Here is a 21,136-nt window from a genome sequence, read left to right on the forward strand (position 1 = left end):
CGCCTATCGAATTTCTTAATAATAGTGTCCAATATGATTGACAAACCTACACATCAAGAAAAAGTGTGAAATTTTAGGCATAAAAACAGCACCGCAGAAATCCCCGCAGTGCTGAAATATGGATCTTTTATTATTTTACCGCAGAAACTGCAACAGCGTTTCTGCCATATTTTTCATTACCTTTTGGTTTATCACCTACAGGACTAAATGTCGGAACGATCTTTTCGACCATTTCAACGATATTTTCGTCATTGTTATAGCTTGCACGAGCAAGCTCTCCAAGCTGACCAAGGAACGTTTCTGTGTCAAACGGTATAGGCTTTCCGATATGAATAAGCTCATTATCCGTTTTCATCATGCCCTCCTCTGCCATAAGCTTCTCCTCAAAAAGCTTTTCGCCAGGACGCAGACCTGAGTAAACTATTTTAATATCTACATCAGGCTTATATCCTGAAAGTCTGATAAGATTTCTCGCAAGAGTGTCTATCTTCACAGGCGCACCCATATCAAGGACAAATATCTCGCCGCCCCATGCGTATGTGCCTGCCTGAAGAACAAGGCTCACAGCCTCAGGTATAGTCATGAAATATCTTATGATATCAGGGTGAGTAACAGTAACAGGACCGCCTGCTTCTATCTGCTTTTTGAACAGCGGGATCACAGAGCCGTTGCTTCCAAGAACGTTTCCAAAACGAACTGCAACAAACTGTGTGCCATTTCTATCCTTATTGCCAACGCTTTCGATCTTAACCGCTTCACTGCTCTCTATATTATCAACAGCTATCTCGTCTATCGGATCGTTCTCAAGCATACCGTCTGTCATTTCATCAACGTGTGCATGGAGCATAGGTAGAAGATCTGTCCTGCCTGCCTTGCTGATAGCGTCCATGCTCTGGATGACCATTTCGCAGAGTCTTTTACTTGCGCCCATAATATTAGTAGGGTTTACAGCCTTATCAGTGCTTATAAGCACAAACCTCTTTGTGCCATGCTTCAAAGCGGCATAGGCTGTCTTGTATGTACCAACAACATTGTTTTTGATAGCCTCATTAGGGCTTGTTTCCATAAGCGGAACGTGCTTATGTGCTGCAGCGTGATAAACGATATCAGGCCTGTATTTTTCAAAAACGTCATTGATACGTCTGCTGTCACGGACAGAGCCGATAAGCGTCACAAGATTGAGTTTACTGCCATATTTACGTTTAAGCTCCTGCTCTATTTCATAAGCATTGTTTTCATAAATGTCAAATATGATAAGCTGTTTAGGCTCATGACCTGCTATCTGTCGGCAAAGCTCGCTTCCGATAGAACCACCGCCACCTGTTACCAAAATGGTCTTACCCTTAAGGTGCTGGAATATCTCGTCCATGTTTACTCTGATAGGCTCTCTTCCAAGCAGATCCTCGACTGCAACAGGCTTCATCTTGCTGAGAAGCACCTCACCATTTGTTATCTGATAAACGCCCGGAAGCTGTTTCATCTCACAGCCTGTTTCCTTACAAATATTAAGGATATCCCTTTTGTTCTCAGGTGATGCAGTTGGAATTGCAAAAAGGATCTGATCAATATTATACTTTTTGACGCTTTCCATAATGCAATCACGGCCACCAACGATAGGAACTCCTCCGATATTTCTTCCCCACTTATTTGGGTTATCATCAATTATGCAGAGTGGTCTTGCATTTGCACGTTCTGACATCGTAAGCTCTTTAAGGATCATCTGACCCGAAGCACCTGCACCAATGACCATTGCATTATGCACTGCCACCTGATTTGTTACCTGTTTTGCTCTTAAAAGGGTGATATATCTATAGGCAAAACGTACTGCTGTTATAAGCACGAACTGAGTTCCTGCTCCTACTATATAGTAAGCCACAGGCATTCTCATGAAGAGTAATGTTATACCCACAGCCTGGAATATGGTAGTAACAATCGAGGCCAAAAATATCCTTGACAGTTCGCCAATGCTAGCAAATCTCCACAAACTATTATAAAGCTTGAACACAAAAAACACCACAACACTGAAAGCTGTATATATTGGAGCAAACTTTACATAGGCAAGCATATACTCCTTCGGTATTGCAGAAAAAGTAAGGTCAAATCTGATGAAAAGTCCGAAAATGTAGGATAGATTTACGGCAACAATATCATAGAAACACAGAAAGAATGCAATAAGCATCCAATGCTTTATCTTTTTGTTTTTCCACACCTGAACTGTGTTTTCACTTGTTTTCTCCATAAATAAAACATACCTCCGCTCAATTAAAGCAATGAATAAGATCACACCATGGCCACCCCTCAATGGCACAGTGCAGGCTATTTATAATATCATCAATATTTTTTCTATACTTAAAAAGCAAACATTCTTTCTTCGTCAGCCATAGCAGACATGAGTACTTTATCAGAACGTCTTATATTTTCACTTCCAGATCTTTTAGCTATAAGATCAAAATTAGGTTTTCTATCATCAAGATCATGAGCATCGCTTCCAAAGACAAAATCTCTGCCACTTGAAATAAGCTTATTAACAAAACGTCTTGTGGAAAAATGCTCAAAAGCTTCTGCATTTATCTGAAAAACTGCATCCACAGACATCAGACTTTCCAGATCTGACTTTGAATAAACGCCCATATATCTATGTACATGGGCGATTATCGGAATAAGCCTTCGAAAATTTGCTATCTCGTCTATCTCCTCGACGATCCAACTGTTATACTGAGTGAATGGTGGTTCAAGAAGAATAAGTCTTGTTCCGCTGATACACAGCTTTTCAAGTTCTCCTAATACGCTGATACCCTTTTCTATAGCCACCTCAGCACCAATATGTATATCCTTCACGGCTGGGTCAGCCGCCATGAGCTTCTCATAAGCATTTTGCCGTTTGACAAGATAACTGTCTAAAGAAGCTTCCCTGTGCATATAAAAATGCGGTGTTGCCACAATTATACCTATGCCCTGCTGTTTCATCATTTTTATCATTTTAAGTGATGTTTTGATGCTGTCAGAGCCGTCATCAATATTCGGCAGTATGTGGCTGTGATAATCGGTAGTCAATCTAACATCTCCATGTCATTTAACTTTCGGCAGAAGTATCCTTCCCACCGTATTTATAGCTGTAGTCATATTTATACTTGTATCCGTAATGAGAACCGTTCTTTGCGGAAATATCATTAAGAACGAAACCAAGCAGATTACAATCGCCTATCTCAAGCTTCTTCATAGACTCCTCTATCTCCTGATATGTAGTTCTTCCATATCTTGCAATGAGAAGAACGCCTGCGACCTCATCAGCAAGGCTCATTACATCAGTTACAGGAAGTAACGGGGTTCCGTCGACAATAACATAATCATACTTATGCTGAACATATTCAAGCAATTCACGCATTTTCTCAGAAGCAAGAAGCTCTGACGGGTTTGGAGGCAAAACGCCTGATGTAAGAACAGCAAAATTGCCATTCTTGGTTTCATGCACACACTTATCAAATGTGCTTTCACCACTCAGTATTGTTGAAAGTCCAACATTGTTTTTTAACTTGAAGTTTCTGTGCTGAACAGGTCTTCTCATATCAGCGTCAATAAGAAGAACCTTATTTTCTGTTTCAGCCATTGAAGCTGCAAGGTTAGCAACTGTTACAGACTTACCCTCACTTGGATTAGGGCTAGAAACGACAACTATCTTATTTCGTGTTGTAGAAAGTGTAAACATAAGGTTTGTACGCATTGTTTTGTAGTTCTCTACAATATTAAACGGTATATCCTTATTATTGAACAGAAGCTGTTTTTTTCTGTCAGCAGAAGAACCTTCATCCTTTTTAGAAGTCTTTCCGCCAATATTCATTATCTCACCAACGATAGGCTTCTGATAAATGTCGCCAAGCTCATCAGAATTCTTTACAGTGTTGTCGAAGAAGTCGATAACAAGTATCACTAGAACAGCCACCATCAAGCCACCAACAAAGCCAAGGGCAACATTTTTAGTGGTGTTAGGAGAAACAGGTGTATTGTAAACCTCAGCATCACCTATCTTTTCAACTGAGCCTGCACCGATAACTCTTATAAGAAAGCTTGGAGCGACGTCAGCCATGATGTTACAAAGGTCAGAAGAAAGCTTTGCATTGGTTGTTGTGGCAGTTATCTGAAGTACCTCTGTCTGATTTACAGCGGTCATGCTATAAGCATTTCTCAGGCCGTCATTTGAAACCCTGCCGCTTGTTACAGTAAAATAAGGAGCAAGCTGTTCAGGAGTATACATCTCAAGAAGCTTATCGCTTACCTCGTTCATTACCGGGTCATCAGTAAGTATAACAATGTAGGTCTGTACCAATGACTTTGAAGCGTTAATGTCCTGTAAGTCAACATTAGTCTTATCCTGACCCGTTGACTGATTATCAGCACTTTTAACATACATTGAAACATGTGACTGATACTGCTTACTCATAACAAATTTTGATACGAAAAGGGCCAGTATCGCACACACTATTGAAGCGGCAACGATATACCAAACCTTTCCGAGAAGAAGTACCAGAAGATCCTTGATAGTGTAATTTTTTTTCATTTGTATTATTCACCCTGTTGTTGATATTTTCGTTATTTTTCCAAAAAATAAACCGTACAATAATGATTTTATCACATTCTATTCAAAAAGTCAACTTTAAACGATACGTTTTTTTGTATTTCAACAAAAAAATGGTTTTTTGTTATAACATACAATAAGACAAACAAAATCAGCCAAGTATTTGTTGGAAAATCATATAAGCTGACAGCTTAATTTAACAATTATGAACGGCTACTGTAAAAGCCGCCATTACAGTCGTTCCAAAACTATTTACCAGTCCTTGTATCATAAGTATGCCGAAATTCATGACAGATTGCTGAACTGAGGCAGCGGTCGACATTCGCACCACTTCACCAAAACTGCAATCCTTCCAAGATTTTTTCTTGAAGGATAGTCGCAAAAGAGGTTCTTTGGCAAGAGTGTAAAAGCAAAGTCCCACACCTGACAGGATAATTCTAACATAATTAGATGTCAAAAACATTATTTTCATTGGAGTATACAAAAGTTTCAAAATCTCATTGGGAAAGCACAATGTGATAGGCTCTGTCACCAAAGTAACAGAGCCTATCATCAGAAATGATATGTTCAGACAGCCTTTCAGGCGGCGTTCATTTCTTTCACCGAAACAATAAGAAACAAGCGAGCCACAGCCAATGCACAGACCTTTTATGATCGAATAAAGAAAAGTAATGAGGGTGTATGTGCCGCCCACAGCCGCAAGGGCGTTTTCGCCAAGAAATCTGCCAGCAATAAATGTATCGGCAATGTTATACACCTGCTGGAGCAGACTTCACAGTATCATCGGGCTTGAAAAAGCAAGAAGCAAGCTTATGATACTGCCGTTTGTAAGATCTCTTTTCATTATCGTTCTATCTCGATACTCATACAGTTTGTACCACTAAGCTGACAACTAAGTTCATCAGGCTGATGCGTACCAACATAGAGGGTGAATTTCTTTGCAAACTGTTTTCTCTCGCCGATATCTGACACTGTTGTGAAAGCTTTGTCAGGTATTTCAATTTCAACATCAAGCTTTTCACCTTTTTTGACAAAAATCCTCTTGAAGCCGCACAGCTCAGGATAAGCCGGAGCATTATCACAATGTGATTTAATGTAAAGTTCGATAACATCACATGTATCGGCACCGTTATTTTCTACCTCTACATTGACTTTGCCATCGTCATAACTAAGCGATGTAACAACAACATCTCCATAAGTAAGACCATAGCCGAATGGATAAAGAATGTTATCTCTCGTGTACCTATATGTTCTATCAGACATAGCATAATCTGTAAAGCAAGGCAACTTGTCGGCGCTATTATAGAATGTAACAGGCAGTTTTCCTGATGGAGACACTTTACCAAAGATAATATCCGCAATAGCCTTGCCGCCCTCTGAACCCGGATACCATGCGTGAATAAGAGCGTCACAATCATGCTCGATATTTATTGAGCTTCCTGCCGCACATACCACTATCATAGGCTTGCCGATCTTTGCTACACGCTTTATAAGCTCACGCTGACTTTCAGGAAGTCTTAGATCGTTCTTGTCACCTGATGAAAACTCATTACCTGTGTCGCCCTCCTCGCCCTCAATAGTGGCGTCAAGACCAACGCAAAGTATCACAACATCAGAATTTGCCGCTGCCGCCTCAGCTTCAGCGTATCTATCCCCTGCCTGAGCAAGACCTGATACTCTGTCCTTATACAAGTGACAGCCTTCAGCATAAAGCACCCTGCCATCAAATGCGTCCTCGATACCCTCAAGGAAAGTAACATACCTGTCGGCTGTGCCGTTATAATTGCCCTCTAAAGCCGCTCTGCTGTCCGCATTTGGACCTATTACAGCGATAGTTGATATTGATTTTTTGTCAAGCGGAAGAATACCCTTGTTCTTGAGCAACACCATGGACTTCACTGCACACTGGTAGGATACAGCTTTATGCTCAGGGCAAGAAACAACGCTGTATGGTATGTTGTCATATTCCGTTGACTTGTCAAACATACCAAGTCTTATGCGAGTTCTCATAAGAGCAACACAGGAAGCCCGGATTTCATCTTCTGTCACAAGCCCCTTGTCAAGAGCAGAAAGCAGATGTACATACGTACAACCGCAGTTCACATTACAACCTGCTTTAAGTGCCATTGCGGCCGACTCTACAGGAGAAGACGTCACCATATGGTGTTCGTGGAAATCCCTTATTGCCCAGCAATCAGAAACAAAATAGCCATCAAAACCCCATTTGTCGAGCTTGCCCATTAGAAACTCACTAGCACATGACGGCTCGCCATTCACACGATTATACGCACCCATTACACCCTCGACCTTTGCTTTTTTCACAAGCTCCTCAAAGGCATAAAGATAGGTCTCTTCAAGGTCTTTCCAATTAACCTCTGCATTAAATTCATGGCGAACAGCCTCAGGCCCGCTATGTACTGCAAAATGCTTTGCACAAGCGGCAGTTTTCAGTACCTTGCCACTACCCTGCAAGCCTTTTACATATGCCTTGCCGCACTCTGCGGTAAGATAAGGGTCTTCACCGTAAGTCTCATGACCTCTGCCCCAGCGTGGATCTCTGAAAATATTTATATTAGGTGCCCAAAGGGTAAGACCTTTGTATATATCCCTGTCATCACGCTTTGAATACTCATTATACTTGGCACGAGCTTCTGTGGAGGTTATATCTGCCACTTTTAACACAAGGTCGGTGTCAAACATAGCCGCAAGACCTATTGCCTGTGGAAACATGGTGGCAACACCGCTTCGTGCAAGCCCATGAATACCCTCATTCCACCAGTTATAGGCAGGAATGCCGAGCCGCTCAACAGCAGGAGCGTCATATCTAAGCTGTGAAGCCGCCTCCTCTACGGTCATTTCATTTACAAGTGCTTCAGCTCTTTCCTGAGCTGAAAGGCTTTCATTGAGATAAATTTTCATATATCCTCCTTGTTCATTACATCAATTATATAATACACGAAAATTATACACCATGGCATGATATCGTGTCAAGGCGTATAATTATAATAATTAATGTAGAAATTATATCTAAATGCTTTGAGATCAGCTTTGACAAAAATCATAAAAGCACTAATACAGTAATGTTATAAGTCTTTTGTTTGAGAATGCCGAGGACCTTTTATATTTTCCAGTAATATACAATTACATGAAATAGCGCATATACGCACTTAAACATAACTATTTCAAATCATCGTAAAAATATTTGCTTTTTTCTGAAAAAAATACCAATAATATCATTGACAATCGAATTTTAATAGTGTATAATGTTGTTATAAGAAAATATTACGAAAGGTGATAGGTGTTATGAAAAAGATATTTAAGTCAATTTCGGCTTCTGTTACTGCGTTCATCATTGCTTCAACAATGGTTGTAAGCGCATCAGCAGCTTCTTCTGCTGATGTTGTTTCTGCAGCTAAATCAGCAGGTGTTCCTTCTAACCATGTATCAGAGCTTAAGAACTACCTTGATTCCCACGCTTCAAAGTTCAGCTCTGCTGACTATGATTACATGGTAAAGGCTCTCTCTGATTGTGGTGCTACATATGTTCAGCCTGTTGCTGACAAGCTTTTTGGTGCAGGAACAGATCTTGCTTCACTAACAAACGATCAGCTTAGACAGGTGTTTAAGGAAATGGGCGAGGATAGCAGAAAGGCTATTGCTGATGCTTGCGTAGCTACAGGTAATCACTTTGGTGTTACTATCAAGGTAGATGAGCTTACAAGCAAGGATTGGAACGTTCAGGTCGTTGATTCAGATGGCAATACAAACATTGGAACAAACACAGGTAACGGTTCTCTTAATACTGGTGCAAACAGCATGACAGCTGTTCAGGTTGCTGCGGTTCTTACACTTGCTCTTAGTGCATTTGGTATTACAGTAGCTGTTAAGAAGAACAAAGAGTGCTAAGATATGGTCAGGAAAGAGGATAAGGCTTCCTCGTCTGACGCAAACAAAATGAAAAAAAATAAGAGGACGTCAGTGGCTGTAATGGTCTTGACGCCTCTTTTAGTTTTGGCTCTTTGTTTGTCTATCATGACGCTGGTAAGTTATAAAAAATTCATAGAGCTGCAAGGATATGCAGCAATAGCGTTCAATGAGAACGCTCATTTGAAAAACCCATCAGAGGATAATAAATACAGAAATGCAGACGCACTGCCTATGAAGGGATTAACAAAAGTCACAGTGCCAGATTCTGATAAAAAGACGGAACAGCATGAGATAATCTATCCGTATTATGGTGACAAATATGCCGAGCTGACCGTAAAGAATGATAAGGCAGGCATTGTTAAAGAGCCTGTTTACTGGGGAGACTCTGATGATCTCCTAGCAAAAGGGGTCGTGCAATCTAACTATTCTGCATATATAGGTGCTACAGGCAGAGTTGTCCTTGCGGCACATAACCACACTTATTTCAGATATTTACCTAATATTCTAGTGGGAGATCAAGTGATACTAAAAACAGATTATGGCAAATTTACTTATGAGGTCACAGAAACTAAGGTACTTCCAGATACAGATACTTCCCTTTTGTATTATGACGTGACCGCAGATCCACCTGTAGATGATCTGATACTCTACACTTGCTGGAACAATGGCTATATGGGTCTTTCAGATCAGAGGCTATATGTTATCTGCAAAGTCGTAAGCAAAGAATATAAGAATTAGGAGGGTAAGATCTGTGAAAAACAAAAAACTATACAACTACCTGCCTAATCTGATAATCTCACTGTTTTTGGCGTTTATATTCCTTGCGCTGTCACTTCTGTTTGCGGCAGACAATATTTTCTTTGAACCGACAACCTATACGAACAGTATGCACAAGATAAAAATCGAGGACACGGCTTTCCAGGAGATACAGACATATTGTGAACAACAATATGCCTACACTGGTGTTGAAGCTGATACCCTGAAGAAGTCGATTAACAAAACTGATGTATCAAACGCTATTTATAGCTATGTTGAAGATACTTTCAGTTATATTCTTGGCAAAAAGAACGAACTTCCTGAGTTTAAGGCAGACTTTACGCTTCTTGAAAAGAATATCTCAGACGATTATACAAAATGGGCTAAAAAAGAAGGCGTTGAATATACTCAGGAACTTGAAGACATAAAGCAGAAGACAATAAAAAATGTGGAACAGGCAATCGAATCCGACCTTGACGTTATGCTTTTGAGTCATATAAATAAACCTAATGGCATTTCCACAAAGCTTAAAGATCTGCTTGTGCTTGCGAGAAAAATAAGGATAGCTCTTATTGCAACGGCTGTTATATTTATAGGCGTTATGGCAGCAGTAAACAGAAAGCATATAGGCGGTTTGCTTTATTGGGTAGGCACTTCACTTTTCTGTTCCTCAATGCTCATTCTTGTTCCGTGTGCTATCCTAAAGGGTACAAAATATTATGACGGGCTTGCGATACATAATGACACTGTGTATAATGCACTCACAAGATCCATGTATGGCTTAACTGACAGCCTTATTAAATTATCGACAGTTACTCTCGTAGTGGCAGTTCTTTTTATGGCACTTTTTGCGTTGATAATCAATCTGACAAAGTTCAAAAAGAAAGAAAAATGCTAAATTTATCAGGGGCTGTAAAAAAAGTTCCCAAGAAAAAAGGCTGCGATCTTGCCAAAAAGCAAGACAGCAGTCTTTTTTTGTGGTATAATTAAAGTATCATGAATAACCAACCACAAGAATATTATACACCATATCAATTAAAATTTCCAATAGAAATTGAAAAAATAATTGAAACAACTGACCCGGTATATACATTTTGTGAAGTGATGAATCATATTGATCTGAGTAAATACCTGACGACCGAGGACCGCAGGACAGGCCGTCCAAGATATGAAGAAGAAACTTTGCTGAAAGTAATACTGTTTGCATTTATGGAAAACGGATATGAATCATTGCGAAAAATAGAAAAGCTCTGCAAAACCGATATTCGATTTATGTGGCTGCTGCAGGATAATCCTCCGCCAAGCCACTCGACAATGTCTATAATGACCTACCGCCTGAGCTGCTTCTTGCACATATCAATCTGGACAAAGCAGTTGAAAGACTTTATGGCGAACAGCTTTTCTATAATGACGACGGACGGCTCAAAGTTCTGATCAAGCTTTTCAATAAACAGAGAACAGGCAGCCCCTAACAGGATCTGCCTGTATTTTTGCGTCTGCGTATAATGGCTGGATGTCTAACTGGAATTTCTGCACTTGCCGCAACAGCTTTTTCTTTCGGCTCGTACTCGTTTGACTGCGCTTTAGCCAAACGTCTTTCAAGAACAGCCTCAAGCTTTTTGAAATCACAGCAACGGCGTGTGAGGTTGATATTCTCCATTGAATGATTAAGCCTCAAATCATAAAGTTTTCTAGCTTTACGAGTAATTAAATCTTGATTTCTTTGACACCAGTCTAGTTCTTTAGTCAACCTTTTTTTATTGTTTCTCTGTTTCTTATTGTCACTACTCTGTATTGCAATATCAACTGGTTGAATAACAGTATCATTTACTGGTATCATATTGTTTAGATTTATTCCGCCAATAGTAATATATGCACCAAACTCATCTTTCATATTTTCATCTGGTATTTTTATGAAATCAATAGAGTTCTTTTTATGTTTAAATTTTATTTTGTCACCTGACGTTAATGGAACACAATATTTTTTACTCTCAATAATAGTAACTATGCCTAAAAAAGGACGATCCTCTTTACCTGTTTGTGGGGACACTGACATTACATTATCATCAACGTTATGCAGGTCACGAATATATTTCAAATCAACATAATATAGTCTAAATTTTTCTTTCATTTTACACCCTCACTAATAAAAAACTTTAGCTGTGCCTAACAGCACAGCTAAAGCACGGTCCCACTTCTACGGTAGGGTTCTCCTCTTTAGTCGGTCCCACTTCTACGGTAGGGTTCTCCTCTTTAGTCGGTCCCACTTCTACGGTAGGGTTCTCCTCTTTTTACAAGGGTCAAAAACCCTCATATGATAAGCTTTGCTTATCCTCAATTATATTGTACTGCATTTTTGAAAAAAAGTCAAGCACCTTTAGAAAAAAGGCTGCGAAAAAATCGCAGCCTTAATAATCACAACTCCCACTCACAGTAGGGTCCGCTGCTTTTACAACTCCCACTTATACGGTAGGGACTACCTCTTTTTACAAAGGTCAAAGACCTTCATATAATAAGCATTGCTTATCTTCACCTATATTATACTCTACTTGCGACAAAATGTCAAGTATAATTCAACATAAAAAAGCAGCACAGCTGTACTGCTTTTGATCCTATTTGCTCGGTAGGGCTCCCGCCTTTTAAAACTCCCATTTATTTTATACGGTAGGGTCTCCGTCTTTGATAGCTCCCATTTTTGCACGGTCAGGACAACCGCTGCAAGCTCATCAAGCTTACAACACTGATATTATACAACACAAACAACAGAATGTCAATAATGCAATTAGCAATTTAATATAATTAATATAATTAATTAGCGAGATCTACCCACCTTTCTTCGTCTGCGTATGACAGCAGGGTGAATTGCAGGCACATCAGTGCTTGCAGCAACTGCTTTTTCTTTAGGCTCAATATTCTGTTTTACTGATATACCAATTTCAGAATGAAAATATTGCAAAGTAGAATATCCATATTTCTTTGAAGAAAAATCATCTAATTCTCCAGCTACATATTTTTTATACCCACTAACATACGCTGAAAATTGTTTTATTATAAAGTAATATTTTCTGTTTAATTCTAGAAATTCTTTTTCATCAATAAAAGCAGCCGTTCCAATATATCTATCATCATTTACTACAACAGCTTTTGAATAATCAAGACCAGTAAAACTATGAGTATCTCTTGATGAATTTTTAAAACGATAGCAAGCTTTATGTGATACATTTGTTCTAAATGGAATAGCATATGTATTATTTTCGACTTTTAAAACAAGGACTAAATAAGGACGATTTAATTTATGCTCAATTTCAGGAAAATGTTTGGAGTCATATTTTTCAAAAAAATCCTCTGATAAGTAATTTATCTCATATTACTTTTTCATGCTATTCCTCTTTCAAACTAATCAAAATCCCCTAGTACGGATTGTACTAGGGGAAAATCTTCAACTGGGATTTCTTTAAAGTGTTACCCTCGCACCTTATCTTCAACTATATTATACTCTACTTTTAGTAAAATGTCAAGCCCACCAAAAGAATAGCTCATAGCATTTTCTCAATCGCCTCAGCCGCTTTCTTGTTTTCTTCGGACATCTGATGAGCATACAACCTCAGAGTTATCTCAGGGGTTGAGTGACCCAGACGACCAGCAACTGTTGTTATCGGTGTCTTGGCTGCAATGAGCAGTGAAGCATTGGTGTGCCTGAGTGTATGCACACAACAGCTCGGCAGGTCATGCTCCTCTATAAAGTTATGAAAATACTTTGTAACAGAGCTTGGATTTAATGGCTTCCCGTTTCTGTAGGTGAACACTCTTTTACTGACTATACCAAGCTCCAACTGCCGCCGTCTGACCGAAAGAAGAATATTGATAACTTTGTCATTGATAGCTATTATGCGCTTTGAAAACTTGGTTTTAGGCGTATCTGTGTATGTACCTAAGCCAGGGAGATAATAACTCGAACGACGAACAGTGATCGAGCCTTGTTCAAGGTTTATGTCCTCCCATTCAAGACCGCAGGCTTCTCCTCGACGCATTCCAGTAAATAGAATGAGCGTCAACAGCTCTGTGTATGGATACTTACCACATTCACTCCAGCTTTCATCCGAACTCCAGAAGCTGACGTAAATATCGCCGTCGGGAGTTTTTATAGGCCGCTGTTCAAGAGACTGCCCAACGCCGTCTGAAAGTTGTCCCTCGCAGTACAAGCGGAATTCTTCAAGTTCTTCCTCCGTAAGCTGACCGTAAATCTTAGCCGTGATAACTCCGACAAGCTCTCCGTCACGCCCCTCGACCGACATAAATGCCGAGCGTACCTTTTCGTCGACTGAATTGCCCTTGTCATACCAGTTCATGAGACCCCGTCCTTTCTCCTCGGGCATTGTAAAATCTTCAATAAATCGGTTTATCTCCGATTCATAAACAGAAACCTCATAGGACGAGATTTCCTCATACTCATCATTCCAACATTCCGGCTCTCTGTTGATTTCAAGGGGACAGCAGAACTTTAATTCCTGTAAATGATTCTGCATATGATTTTCATACAGCAGTTTTGCGTTTGGAATAAACTGGGCATATCTTACATAGGGAGCACCCTCAGACTCTATTAACAAGCCGTCGCCCTGTTGCTTGTCGTAGATCAGCAGACAATGATGTACGCCGTTGCCGTACCACATACTGTTAAGGTTTTCGCTTATGAGATGGTTATTGCACATCGGAGCGTGCTTCAGCCTCTCAAATTCTTCGGTCGGAACAGGCACAGCTTTTTCCACCACGCAAGTGTACGTTTTGAATTCAGGTTCTTTGCGAAGCAGATTTGTGTTGATTATGAGTTTTTCATTCATTGACATACCTCCGTTTGTTTTAGGTTTTCTTTTTAATAGTATAGCTGTTACATGGGTATCATCTCTTTCCTTAGAAATGAAAAAAGCCGATCCTATTGGTTTCTCTGTTTTAAGAGATACCAACAAAATCGGCAGATCCAATAAATTTGTATTGAAAACTTTGTGAAAGTTTTTTCATAAAAAATCGGCAGGCTTAGAGCAAAATATACTCAAAGTCTGCCGCTTTGTTTGACGATGTTTAATTGTTGATGGTTCAGATCCTTTTTTAACGAAAAAGCATCTACGGTTTTACACCTGGAATTTTTACCCTCAAAACGCAAAAAAAGCTCGTAAATACGAGCTTTTCGAGGTGTGCATCTATTTTATTGCACAAGTATGGTGCGGGTGACAGGACTTGAACCTGCACGGTGTTGCCAATAGAACCTAAATCTATCGCGTCTGCCAATTCCGCCACACCCGCATACAAAACAACATTATTATTTTATCATAAACTCCCTACTTTGTCAAGACTTTTTGCTCAAAAAAAATGCCCGATGCTCAAAACATCGGACTGTTTTTTTATAATCTCTTAATATTGTCAAGAATTATCAGCTTGTGCGTAAAACCCTCAAGCTTGTTTTTGATATCACCGTTCTTTATAAAAAGGAGTGTTGGCAGTGCTGTAACGTCATATCTCTTCGCAAGATCTGGCTGAGAGGTGATATCACACTTAGCTATGATAGCGGTTTCTCCAAGCTCTTCTGCAGCTTCGTTAAGCCCTGCCTCTGTTCTTTTACAGTGTACACAGGTAGGTGAGTAAAATTCTATAACAAGCGGTTTGTCTGCTGATATCAGCTCGTTGTAATTCTGGTTTGTCAGTTCTGTAAGCATTTTTTTTATTTCCTCCAATATATATTATATTATTCATATAGCTTTACTATGAATATAGTGATTATATCACTATTTACACACTTTGTCAAGAGTATTATCAAACATTTCTGTATATCATATTTCTCATATATGTTAGTTATGAATAAAATGTACAACAATAATAAGGTATTCCTATCATATATGTATGATTTCACAAAAATCACTCATAGCTATTGACATTTCCATAAAATCATGTATAATAAAAGCATACTAATCATATCGACTTGATATGAATTGAAAGTGAGGAGCTTAAATTGTCAAAGATTAATAAGCGAATGTAGCGATGTTGACACTGGAACTATCACAGCAATATATCTTAATTGGAGTTGTCAGCTATGTATATAGAATTAAAAAACATTAATAAAAGCTATGGCGATTTTAAAGCTTCGGATAACGTAAGTTTTGGTATTGAAAAGGGAAAGCTTATCGGTCTGCTTGGACCGAGCGGCAGCGGTAAAACAACTATCCTGCGTATGCTTGCAGGTTTGGAAAAACAGGATAGCGGCGATATTATTATAGATGGTAAAAATGTCAACAAACTTCCATCAAATGAAAGAGGTATCGGATTTGTTTTTCAAAGCTATGCGCTCTTCCCTTTTATGACAGTTTACGATAATATAGCTTATGGTCTGAAAGTTCAGAAAAAAGATAAGAAGTATATTAAACAACGTGTGGCTGAGCTTCTTGAACTTGTTGGATTACCTGACGTTGGCAAGCGTTATCCTGACCAGCTCAGCGGAGGTCAAAGGCAGCGTATCGCTCTTGCAAGAGCACTAGCACCTCAGCCTGAACTCCTTCTACTTGACGAACCTTTTGCAGCTATCGACGCAAAGGTAAGAAAAGAACTGAGAACATGGCTTCGTGATACTATTGATAAAATAGGCATAACAAGCATTTTCGTTACACACGATCAGGACGAAGCAATAGAGGTCGCAGACGAAATTGTTATCACAAACAAAGGCAGAGTCGAGCAGATAGGCAATCCGGTTGAGATATACCTTGAACCTAAAACTCCTTTTGTTGCTCAGTTTATCGGTCAGTCCGCAGTTATCGAGGACTACAGCAAGCTCAAAGGCTTTGAAACAACAGAGGGCAAGACTTCAGCTATAATCAGACCTGAGTTTATCGAGATAAACAAATTTGAAGACAGCGAGTATCACCAGTTTGAAAGCTCAATGGAGGATGCCGTTGTGGAAGAAGTTTCATTCAGAGGAAACGCCTTTGAGGTTAAAGCTTCCATAGACGGTATCTCAGTAACAGGCAGATATCCGCTGAACGCTTCCCGTCTGAAAAAAGGTGATAAGGTAAAAGTACTTATCAAGAAGCTTTACACTATTGATGAAAACACGACAAATATTCTCGTAAACAAAGCTCTTGATGACTCAGAGCTGTATTATATTTAGTAAGGAGGACATTAAAGATGGAAAATAATAAAACAAAGTCCTCTGCTATACAGAAGATACTAAAATGTGGCATCATATCATGGGTAGCAATAATTGCCCTTTGGGGAATAGGATCTTTGAAATATGATGAATATTTTCTTCCAAGCCCAAAGGAAACGATCGACAGCATGAAGGAACTTATCAAAGACGGAACTCTTTGGAGTGACATTGTTGCAAGCGTCGGAAGAGTAATAAAAGGTTGGCTACTTTCAATAATTTTTGCTGTTCCTATGGGTCTTATTGTAGGAAATTTCAGACCTGTACGCTGGCTCGTTGAACCTATACTTAGTTTTTTCAGATTTGTGCCTGCTATTGCATTGACGACACTCTTTCTAATGTGGTTCGGAGTAGGCGAAGAATCAAAAGTAGCACTTATCTTCTACGCATCATTCTTCCCTATGTTCGTAAACACTATAGCAGGTGTGGCTTCAACTGATAAGCAGCTTGTGGAAGCAGCTTCCTGTATGGGGGCAAAAAAAGCAAGAGTTTTTTTCACAGTAGTTGTGCCATCAGCGGTATCTAATATCTACACTGGAATAAGACTAGGACTTAGCTCAGCTATTATCTGTGTTGTGGCAGCTGAAATGCTGGTCGGCAGTGATGGTCTTGGTTATCTTATAAACAGTTCAAAGCTTTATTACAAAACAAGCTGGGCTTTTGCAGGAATCGTCACACTTGCTGTGATTGGCTTTGCTGCTGACAGGATCCTTCAGTTTATTGGCAAGAAAAAACTTAAACACTTTGACGTAAAATAATTAATTTAACAGGAGAGATTTAAAAATGAACATAAAAAAGATAATCGCAATATTAGCATCGACAGCATTGACTGCAGCTCTTCTTGCATCATGCGGTAGTTCATCAAGCAGAAAAACCGCAAAGAAGGTTACCAAAGACGGTAAAGAGCTTAGCGTTTTGAGAGTTGCGAACATGACAGGTCAGCCAGATCAGTATGCCGACTATATCGGTATGGAGCAAGGAATATTTGAGAAATATGGTATATCTCTCGAAACATCAGAATACGCTGCCGGCATTAACACAGTTGACGCTATTGCAACAGGCACAGCAGATACAGGACTGCTTGCAGATTTTGCTGCTGTAAACAGAATTGGAAATACTCTCGATAACACTAATCTTGTGATTTTTTCAGATCTAAGTTCTAGCGTTTCATATAACGGTGGTCTTTTTGTTGCACCAAAATACAAAGATGATCTTGATGCTTTAGATGAAAGTGAAGGATGGATAACTTCTATTGGAACAGTTTCAGAATACTTCAACTGGCAGGCTCAGACTTATTTAGGACTTGACCCGTCAAAGCAGAAAAACGTCAACACAGATTCCATATCAACTCAGATAGCAGTTGCACATAACGGTGAGGCATCAGCCGCTATCGTTACAGGCTCAGCTATAAAAAAATATGAAGCAGAGGGCTGGACTCAGGTCGCATCTGCAAAAGATATAGGGATAAACGTATCTGCTTATCTTATAACATCAAACGACTTTGCAAAGAACAATACTGAAACTCTTACGAACTATCTTAAAGCACTTGATGAAAGCGTTAAATACATAAATGACAACTTAGATGAGTCGGCTGAAAAAATATCAAAGAAATATGGAATCGAACCAGATGATTTCAAAACAAACTGGGAACAGTACAGTATTAAACTTGGACTTTCTGAGGAAGCTGCATCTCATCTTGATGAAATAAATAAGTGGGCGTATGAGAATGGTAAATATCCAAACAGTTACAACATAAGGGAATTTTATTATCCAGATGCAGCAAAAAAAGCATTTCCAGATAACGTTACGGCAGACCTGACAAAAGCAGACAAATAAACAAGGAGGAATCAGACATGGGTTATCCAAGCATTTATCCAACAGGAGTTACAATATACAACAAAGAAAAAGCCTACAGCGGCTATACGATCTTCCCGTCCGCTAAAGGTGCTTTGCTCATAGATATGAATGGCAATGAAGTTAAGCTTTGGGCTGGACTGGGAGGATTTCCTAACAAAATACTCCCAGGCGGATATGTAATGGGCACAACAGGAGCAAGAGGAGGTAAATATGCATATCAGGATCAACTTGATCTTGTTCAGGTAGACTGGGACGGTCATATCGTATGGAAATTCGACAAAACTGAACTTGTTGCCGACCCGGGTAAAGAACTGGTCTATATGGCTAGACAGCACCATGATTTTCAGCGTGAGGGCAGCACTGTGGGTTACTATTATCCAAATGGTGAGCCAAAGACAGACAGTGGCAATACACTTATCCTTACTCACGAGAACCTCTACAACCACGATATTTCAGACAAAAGACTTATCGACGATAAGATCATCGAGGTGGATTGGGAAGGCAATATAATTTGGAGCTGGCGTGCAAGCGACCACTTTGATGAGCTTGGCTTTGACGAGGCCGCAAAGAACGCATTGTTCAGAAACCCTGGTCTTCACGGTGAGGCAGGTGGAGATTGGATGCACATAAACAACTTCTCTACCCTTGGCGAAAATAAGTGGTATGACGCAGGCGACAAACGCTTCCACCCAGACAATATCATATTTGACGCAAGAAACTCAAACATACTCGGAATTATCGAGAAATCAACAGGTAAGATAGTATGGCGTGTAGGTCCTAACTTCAACGAAAGCGAAGCCACAAAGAAGCTTGGCTGGATAATTGGTCAGCACCACCTGCACATGATACCAAAGGGACTTCCTGGAGAGGGCGACCTGTTGGTATTCGATAACGGTGGCGAGGGTGGCTACGGCACACCTAACCCTGCTTCCCTCACAGGCGTGAACAATGCACACAGAGATTACTCAAGAGTACTTCAATTCAATCCTGTTACACTTGAAATAACATGGCAGTACACTCCCCTTGAAGCAGGAAATCTGCTTTTTACTGACGCTTCTAAGTTCTATAGCTCATACATCAGCTCTGCACAGCGACTTCCGAACGGAAACACTCTTATTACGGAAGGTTCAGATGGACATCTTCTTGAGGTCACACCTGACCATGAAATAGTTTGGGAATTTGTAAACCCTTATTTCAAGAATTTTGCCGGAACATTCAAAAGCAACATGATCTACAGAGCTTATCGTGTACCATACGAGTGGATACCACAGCTTGAAAAGCCTGTTGAGACCTCTATCGATCCTATCGACATTACAAAGTTCAGAGTACCGGGTGCTTCTATTGGCGAGGGTACAGGGCTTGTTACAGCCGTTGACGGGATCGATCCAACAAAAGGAGTTCCTCTCACAGGTTCAGGAAATGAAGAAGATGATGAAGAACGCATCGACTTCTGTGTTGCTTCTGTAAAGAAAAAAGATCTAGAATAAAATTAATGTACATAAGGCAGCTTCTGTAAAACGAGGCTGCTTTTTTTAAGACCGCAGAGAGTTTAGGCTATTTCAACTTCCATGTTGATAAATGTAAACTTTCTCAGAAAACATGTTGTAATATATGACAATTTGGAATAAGGCTGTAGACAAATGGGGCGATTGGCAAGCTGCACAGCATATAGCTAAGAAATATGATGATGACGGATATCTTCGCAAGAAGGAATAGCATAAACAAAAATAAGGCGTTGTAAAAAAACAGCGCTCAAAGAGTCGAGATTTCCTGCTTTTGGGAAATCTCGACTCTTTTTTATTCCAGATCGCAAAAATAACTATTTTGGCTGAATTTTGGGTACAGCAAACACAGCGGCACAAAAACTGCGTTTTTGCCGTGTTGAAAATCTGGAAAATATTCTAAATTTATGCCGCTTTTTTTATTGCAGGCTTTTTCAAGTGGAATTTATGAAGATTAAAACCACAGCAAATCATCGCAATTTCTAAATTCAAGGCTTTTGATCCTCTTCTGCGAGCTCGGGTATATGACCTGTTCCACTTGATAATGCCGTTTGCACCTTCCGACTGGATACTTCGGTTCATACGCAGCAGTGCTCCGTGAATGCTGTTCAGGTTGCAGAGCACTTCCTTGTGAAACTTTGTCAGTTCTTCATTCAAGCGAATTTTACGATTCCCTTTGCACTTACAGCATTTTTCTTTTTGCAGACAATTACTGCAATCTTCACATTGATAAAATTCTTCTGTTCTGCCATATTTGTTTCCTCTTACAGGTCTGCTGTAAAGATAATGAAACTTTTTTCCGTTAGGACATATTGGATCGCCATCTGCATCTATCGGAAAATTTACTGCTCTGTACGGATCATCTCGATATTTTTTGTCCTTGCTTTCCTTTTCATACATTGAACTTTTCTATCAAAGGCTTGAAACATTCCATATCAGAAGCATATTGTTTTACGTCGAATACTGCGATATATTCATCACAGACACCTAATTGGATATTGTAGCCCGGAAGAAGCTGATCGTTACCCATATAGTCCTTTTTCATACGCATAAATGTTGCGTCATGATCGGTCTTGGAATAACTATTGCGTTCATCTCCGCATATCTTTATGTGTTCTGCATACTTTTTTAGTCTCGCAATGTAACTTGTAAGCTTATCATAATATCGCTGTTCTGGAGTTTTATGATGTCCACGTCCCCTGACAGCAGAAGCAGGATCAAAACCGCAAAGCTGTATATATTGCTTCAATATCTGTTCGAGATATTCGATGGCATATTCTTCGTAATCCTGTATAATAAAACTTGACACATACAAAACAATCAAAGTATAATAAA

The 21,136-nt window shown here is 39.7% G+C and carries 17 protein-coding genes, 1 tRNA gene and 1 pseudogene; 8 read left to right on the top strand and 11 right to left on the bottom strand.

Translation table 11 applies throughout. The annotated features are described in order from the left end of the window. Nucleotides 1–130: 130 nt before the first annotated feature. The 5 genes from DWW81_RS12315 to DWW81_RS12335 form a co-directional block, all read right to left on the bottom strand. Complete coding sequence (locus tag DWW81_RS12315) at nt 131–2,239, bottom strand: nucleoside-diphosphate sugar epimerase/dehydratase (RefSeq protein ID WP_242989633.1); 2,109 nt, start codon at nt 2,237–2,239, stop codon at nt 131–133. A 110-nt stretch (nt 2,240–2,349) separates the two neighbouring features. Further along, the gene (locus tag DWW81_RS12320; protein ID WP_117898043.1) at nt 2,350–3,054 is read right to left on the bottom strand and encodes a CpsB/CapC family capsule biosynthesis tyrosine phosphatase; all 705 of its coding nucleotides are present in this window, start codon (nt 3,052–3,054) and stop codon (nt 2,350–2,352) included. A 19-nt stretch (nt 3,055–3,073) separates the two neighbouring features. Further along, a complete protein-coding gene (locus DWW81_RS12325) occupies nt 3,074–4,555 on the bottom strand; it encodes a polysaccharide biosynthesis tyrosine autokinase (RefSeq protein ID WP_117898044.1) in 1,482 nt (493 codons plus the stop codon). 214 nt (nt 4,556–4,769) lie between these two features. Then, a complete protein-coding gene (locus DWW81_RS12330) occupies nt 4,770–5,330 on the bottom strand; it encodes an MATE family efflux transporter (RefSeq protein WP_181982745.1) in 561 nt (186 codons plus the stop codon). An 86-nt stretch (nt 5,331–5,416) separates the two neighbouring features. Next, entirely contained in the window at nt 5,417–7,492 is a 2,076-nt protein-coding gene (locus tag DWW81_RS12335; RefSeq protein WP_117898046.1) for a glycoside hydrolase family 3 C-terminal domain-containing protein, read from the bottom strand. 384 nt (nt 7,493–7,876) lie between these two features. On the opposite strand from DWW81_RS12335, the gene DWW81_RS12340 reads away from it, so the two are divergent. From DWW81_RS12340 to DWW81_RS13320, 4 genes are all read left to right on the top strand, one after another. Next, nucleotides 7,877–8,479 (top strand): hypothetical protein, encoded by a 603-nt coding sequence (locus DWW81_RS12340; protein WP_117878052.1) that lies wholly within the window; start codon nt 7,877–7,879, stop codon nt 8,477–8,479. A gap of 48 nt (nt 8,480–8,527) precedes the next feature. Next, nucleotides 8,528–9,238: a class D sortase gene (locus tag DWW81_RS12345; RefSeq protein WP_181984654.1), complete on the top strand. Its 711-nt coding sequence runs from the start codon at nt 8,528–8,530 to the stop codon at nt 9,236–9,238. Nucleotides 9,239–9,251: 13 nt separating this feature from the next. Further along, complete coding sequence (locus DWW81_RS12350; RefSeq protein WP_117898048.1) at nt 9,252–10,154, top strand: hypothetical protein; 903 nt, start codon at nt 9,252–9,254, stop codon at nt 10,152–10,154. Nucleotides 10,155–10,360: 206 nt separating this feature from the next. Beyond that, the gene (locus DWW81_RS13320) at nt 10,361–10,690 is read left to right on the top strand and encodes a transposase (RefSeq protein WP_117898049.1); all 330 of its coding nucleotides are present in this window, start codon (nt 10,361–10,363) and stop codon (nt 10,688–10,690) included. A 34-nt stretch (nt 10,691–10,724) separates the two neighbouring features. On the opposite strand, the gene DWW81_RS12360 is transcribed toward DWW81_RS13320, so the two are convergent. The 4 genes from DWW81_RS12360 to DWW81_RS12375 form a co-directional block, all read right to left on the bottom strand. Next, nucleotides 10,725–11,387 (bottom strand): type III toxin-antitoxin system ToxN/AbiQ family toxin, encoded by a 663-nt coding sequence (locus DWW81_RS12360; protein ID WP_117898050.1) that lies wholly within the window; start codon nt 11,385–11,387, stop codon nt 10,725–10,727. 1,405 nt (nt 11,388–12,792) lie between these two features. Beyond that, nucleotides 12,793–14,094 (bottom strand): tyrosine-type recombinase/integrase, encoded by a 1,302-nt coding sequence (locus DWW81_RS12365; RefSeq protein ID WP_181982747.1) that lies wholly within the window; start codon nt 14,092–14,094, stop codon nt 12,793–12,795. Nucleotides 14,095–14,470: 376 nt separating this feature from the next. Continuing rightward, a tRNA-Leu gene (locus DWW81_RS12370) sits at nt 14,471–14,554 on the bottom strand. 98 nt (nt 14,555–14,652) lie between these two features. Beyond that, nucleotides 14,653–14,964 carry a thioredoxin family protein gene (locus tag DWW81_RS12375; RefSeq protein ID WP_022288447.1) on the bottom strand — a complete coding sequence of 104 codons (312 nt, stop codon included), beginning with the start codon at nt 14,962–14,964 and terminating at the stop codon, nt 14,653–14,655. 374 nt (nt 14,965–15,338) lie between these two features. On the opposite strand from DWW81_RS12375, the gene DWW81_RS12380 reads away from it, so the two are divergent. The 4 genes from DWW81_RS12380 to DWW81_RS12395 are packed head-to-tail and all read left to right on the top strand — an operon-like array spanning nt 15,339 to nt 19,786. After that, complete coding sequence (locus DWW81_RS12380) at nt 15,339–16,406, top strand: ABC transporter ATP-binding protein (RefSeq protein WP_117898052.1); 1,068 nt, start codon at nt 15,339–15,341, stop codon at nt 16,404–16,406. A 17-nt stretch (nt 16,407–16,423) separates the two neighbouring features. Further along, complete coding sequence (locus DWW81_RS12385; RefSeq protein WP_022288445.1) at nt 16,424–17,200, top strand: ABC transporter permease; 777 nt, start codon at nt 16,424–16,426, stop codon at nt 17,198–17,200. A gap of 25 nt (nt 17,201–17,225) precedes the next feature. Continuing rightward, nucleotides 17,226–18,278: an ABC transporter substrate-binding protein gene (locus DWW81_RS12390; protein ID WP_117898053.1), complete on the top strand. Its 1,053-nt coding sequence runs from the start codon at nt 17,226–17,228 to the stop codon at nt 18,276–18,278. Nucleotides 18,279–18,295: 17 nt separating this feature from the next. Further along, nucleotides 18,296–19,786, top strand: a complete 1,491-nt coding sequence (locus tag DWW81_RS12395) for an aryl-sulfate sulfotransferase (protein WP_117898054.1) — start codon at nt 18,296–18,298, stop codon at nt 19,784–19,786. Between the two features lie 420 nt (nt 19,787–20,206). Here the strand turns inward: DWW81_RS12395 and DWW81_RS13655 are convergent, their stop codons facing one another. Beyond that, on the bottom strand, nt 20,207–20,701 hold the full coding sequence (locus DWW81_RS13655) for a transposase (protein WP_242989634.1): 495 nt from the start codon (nt 20,699–20,701) through the stop codon (nt 20,207–20,209). Then, a pseudogene (locus tag DWW81_RS13660) lies at nt 20,694–21,136 on the bottom strand (IS1182 family transposase); the annotation flags it as partial. The gene DWW81_RS13655 and the pseudogene DWW81_RS13660, both read right to left, overlap by 8 nt.

Origin of the sequence: Ruminococcus sp. AF17-1AC, from assembly GCF_003461385.1 — a bacterium.
Taxonomy (GTDB): Bacteria; Bacillota; Clostridia; order Oscillospirales; family Ruminococcaceae; genus Hominimerdicola; species Hominimerdicola aceti.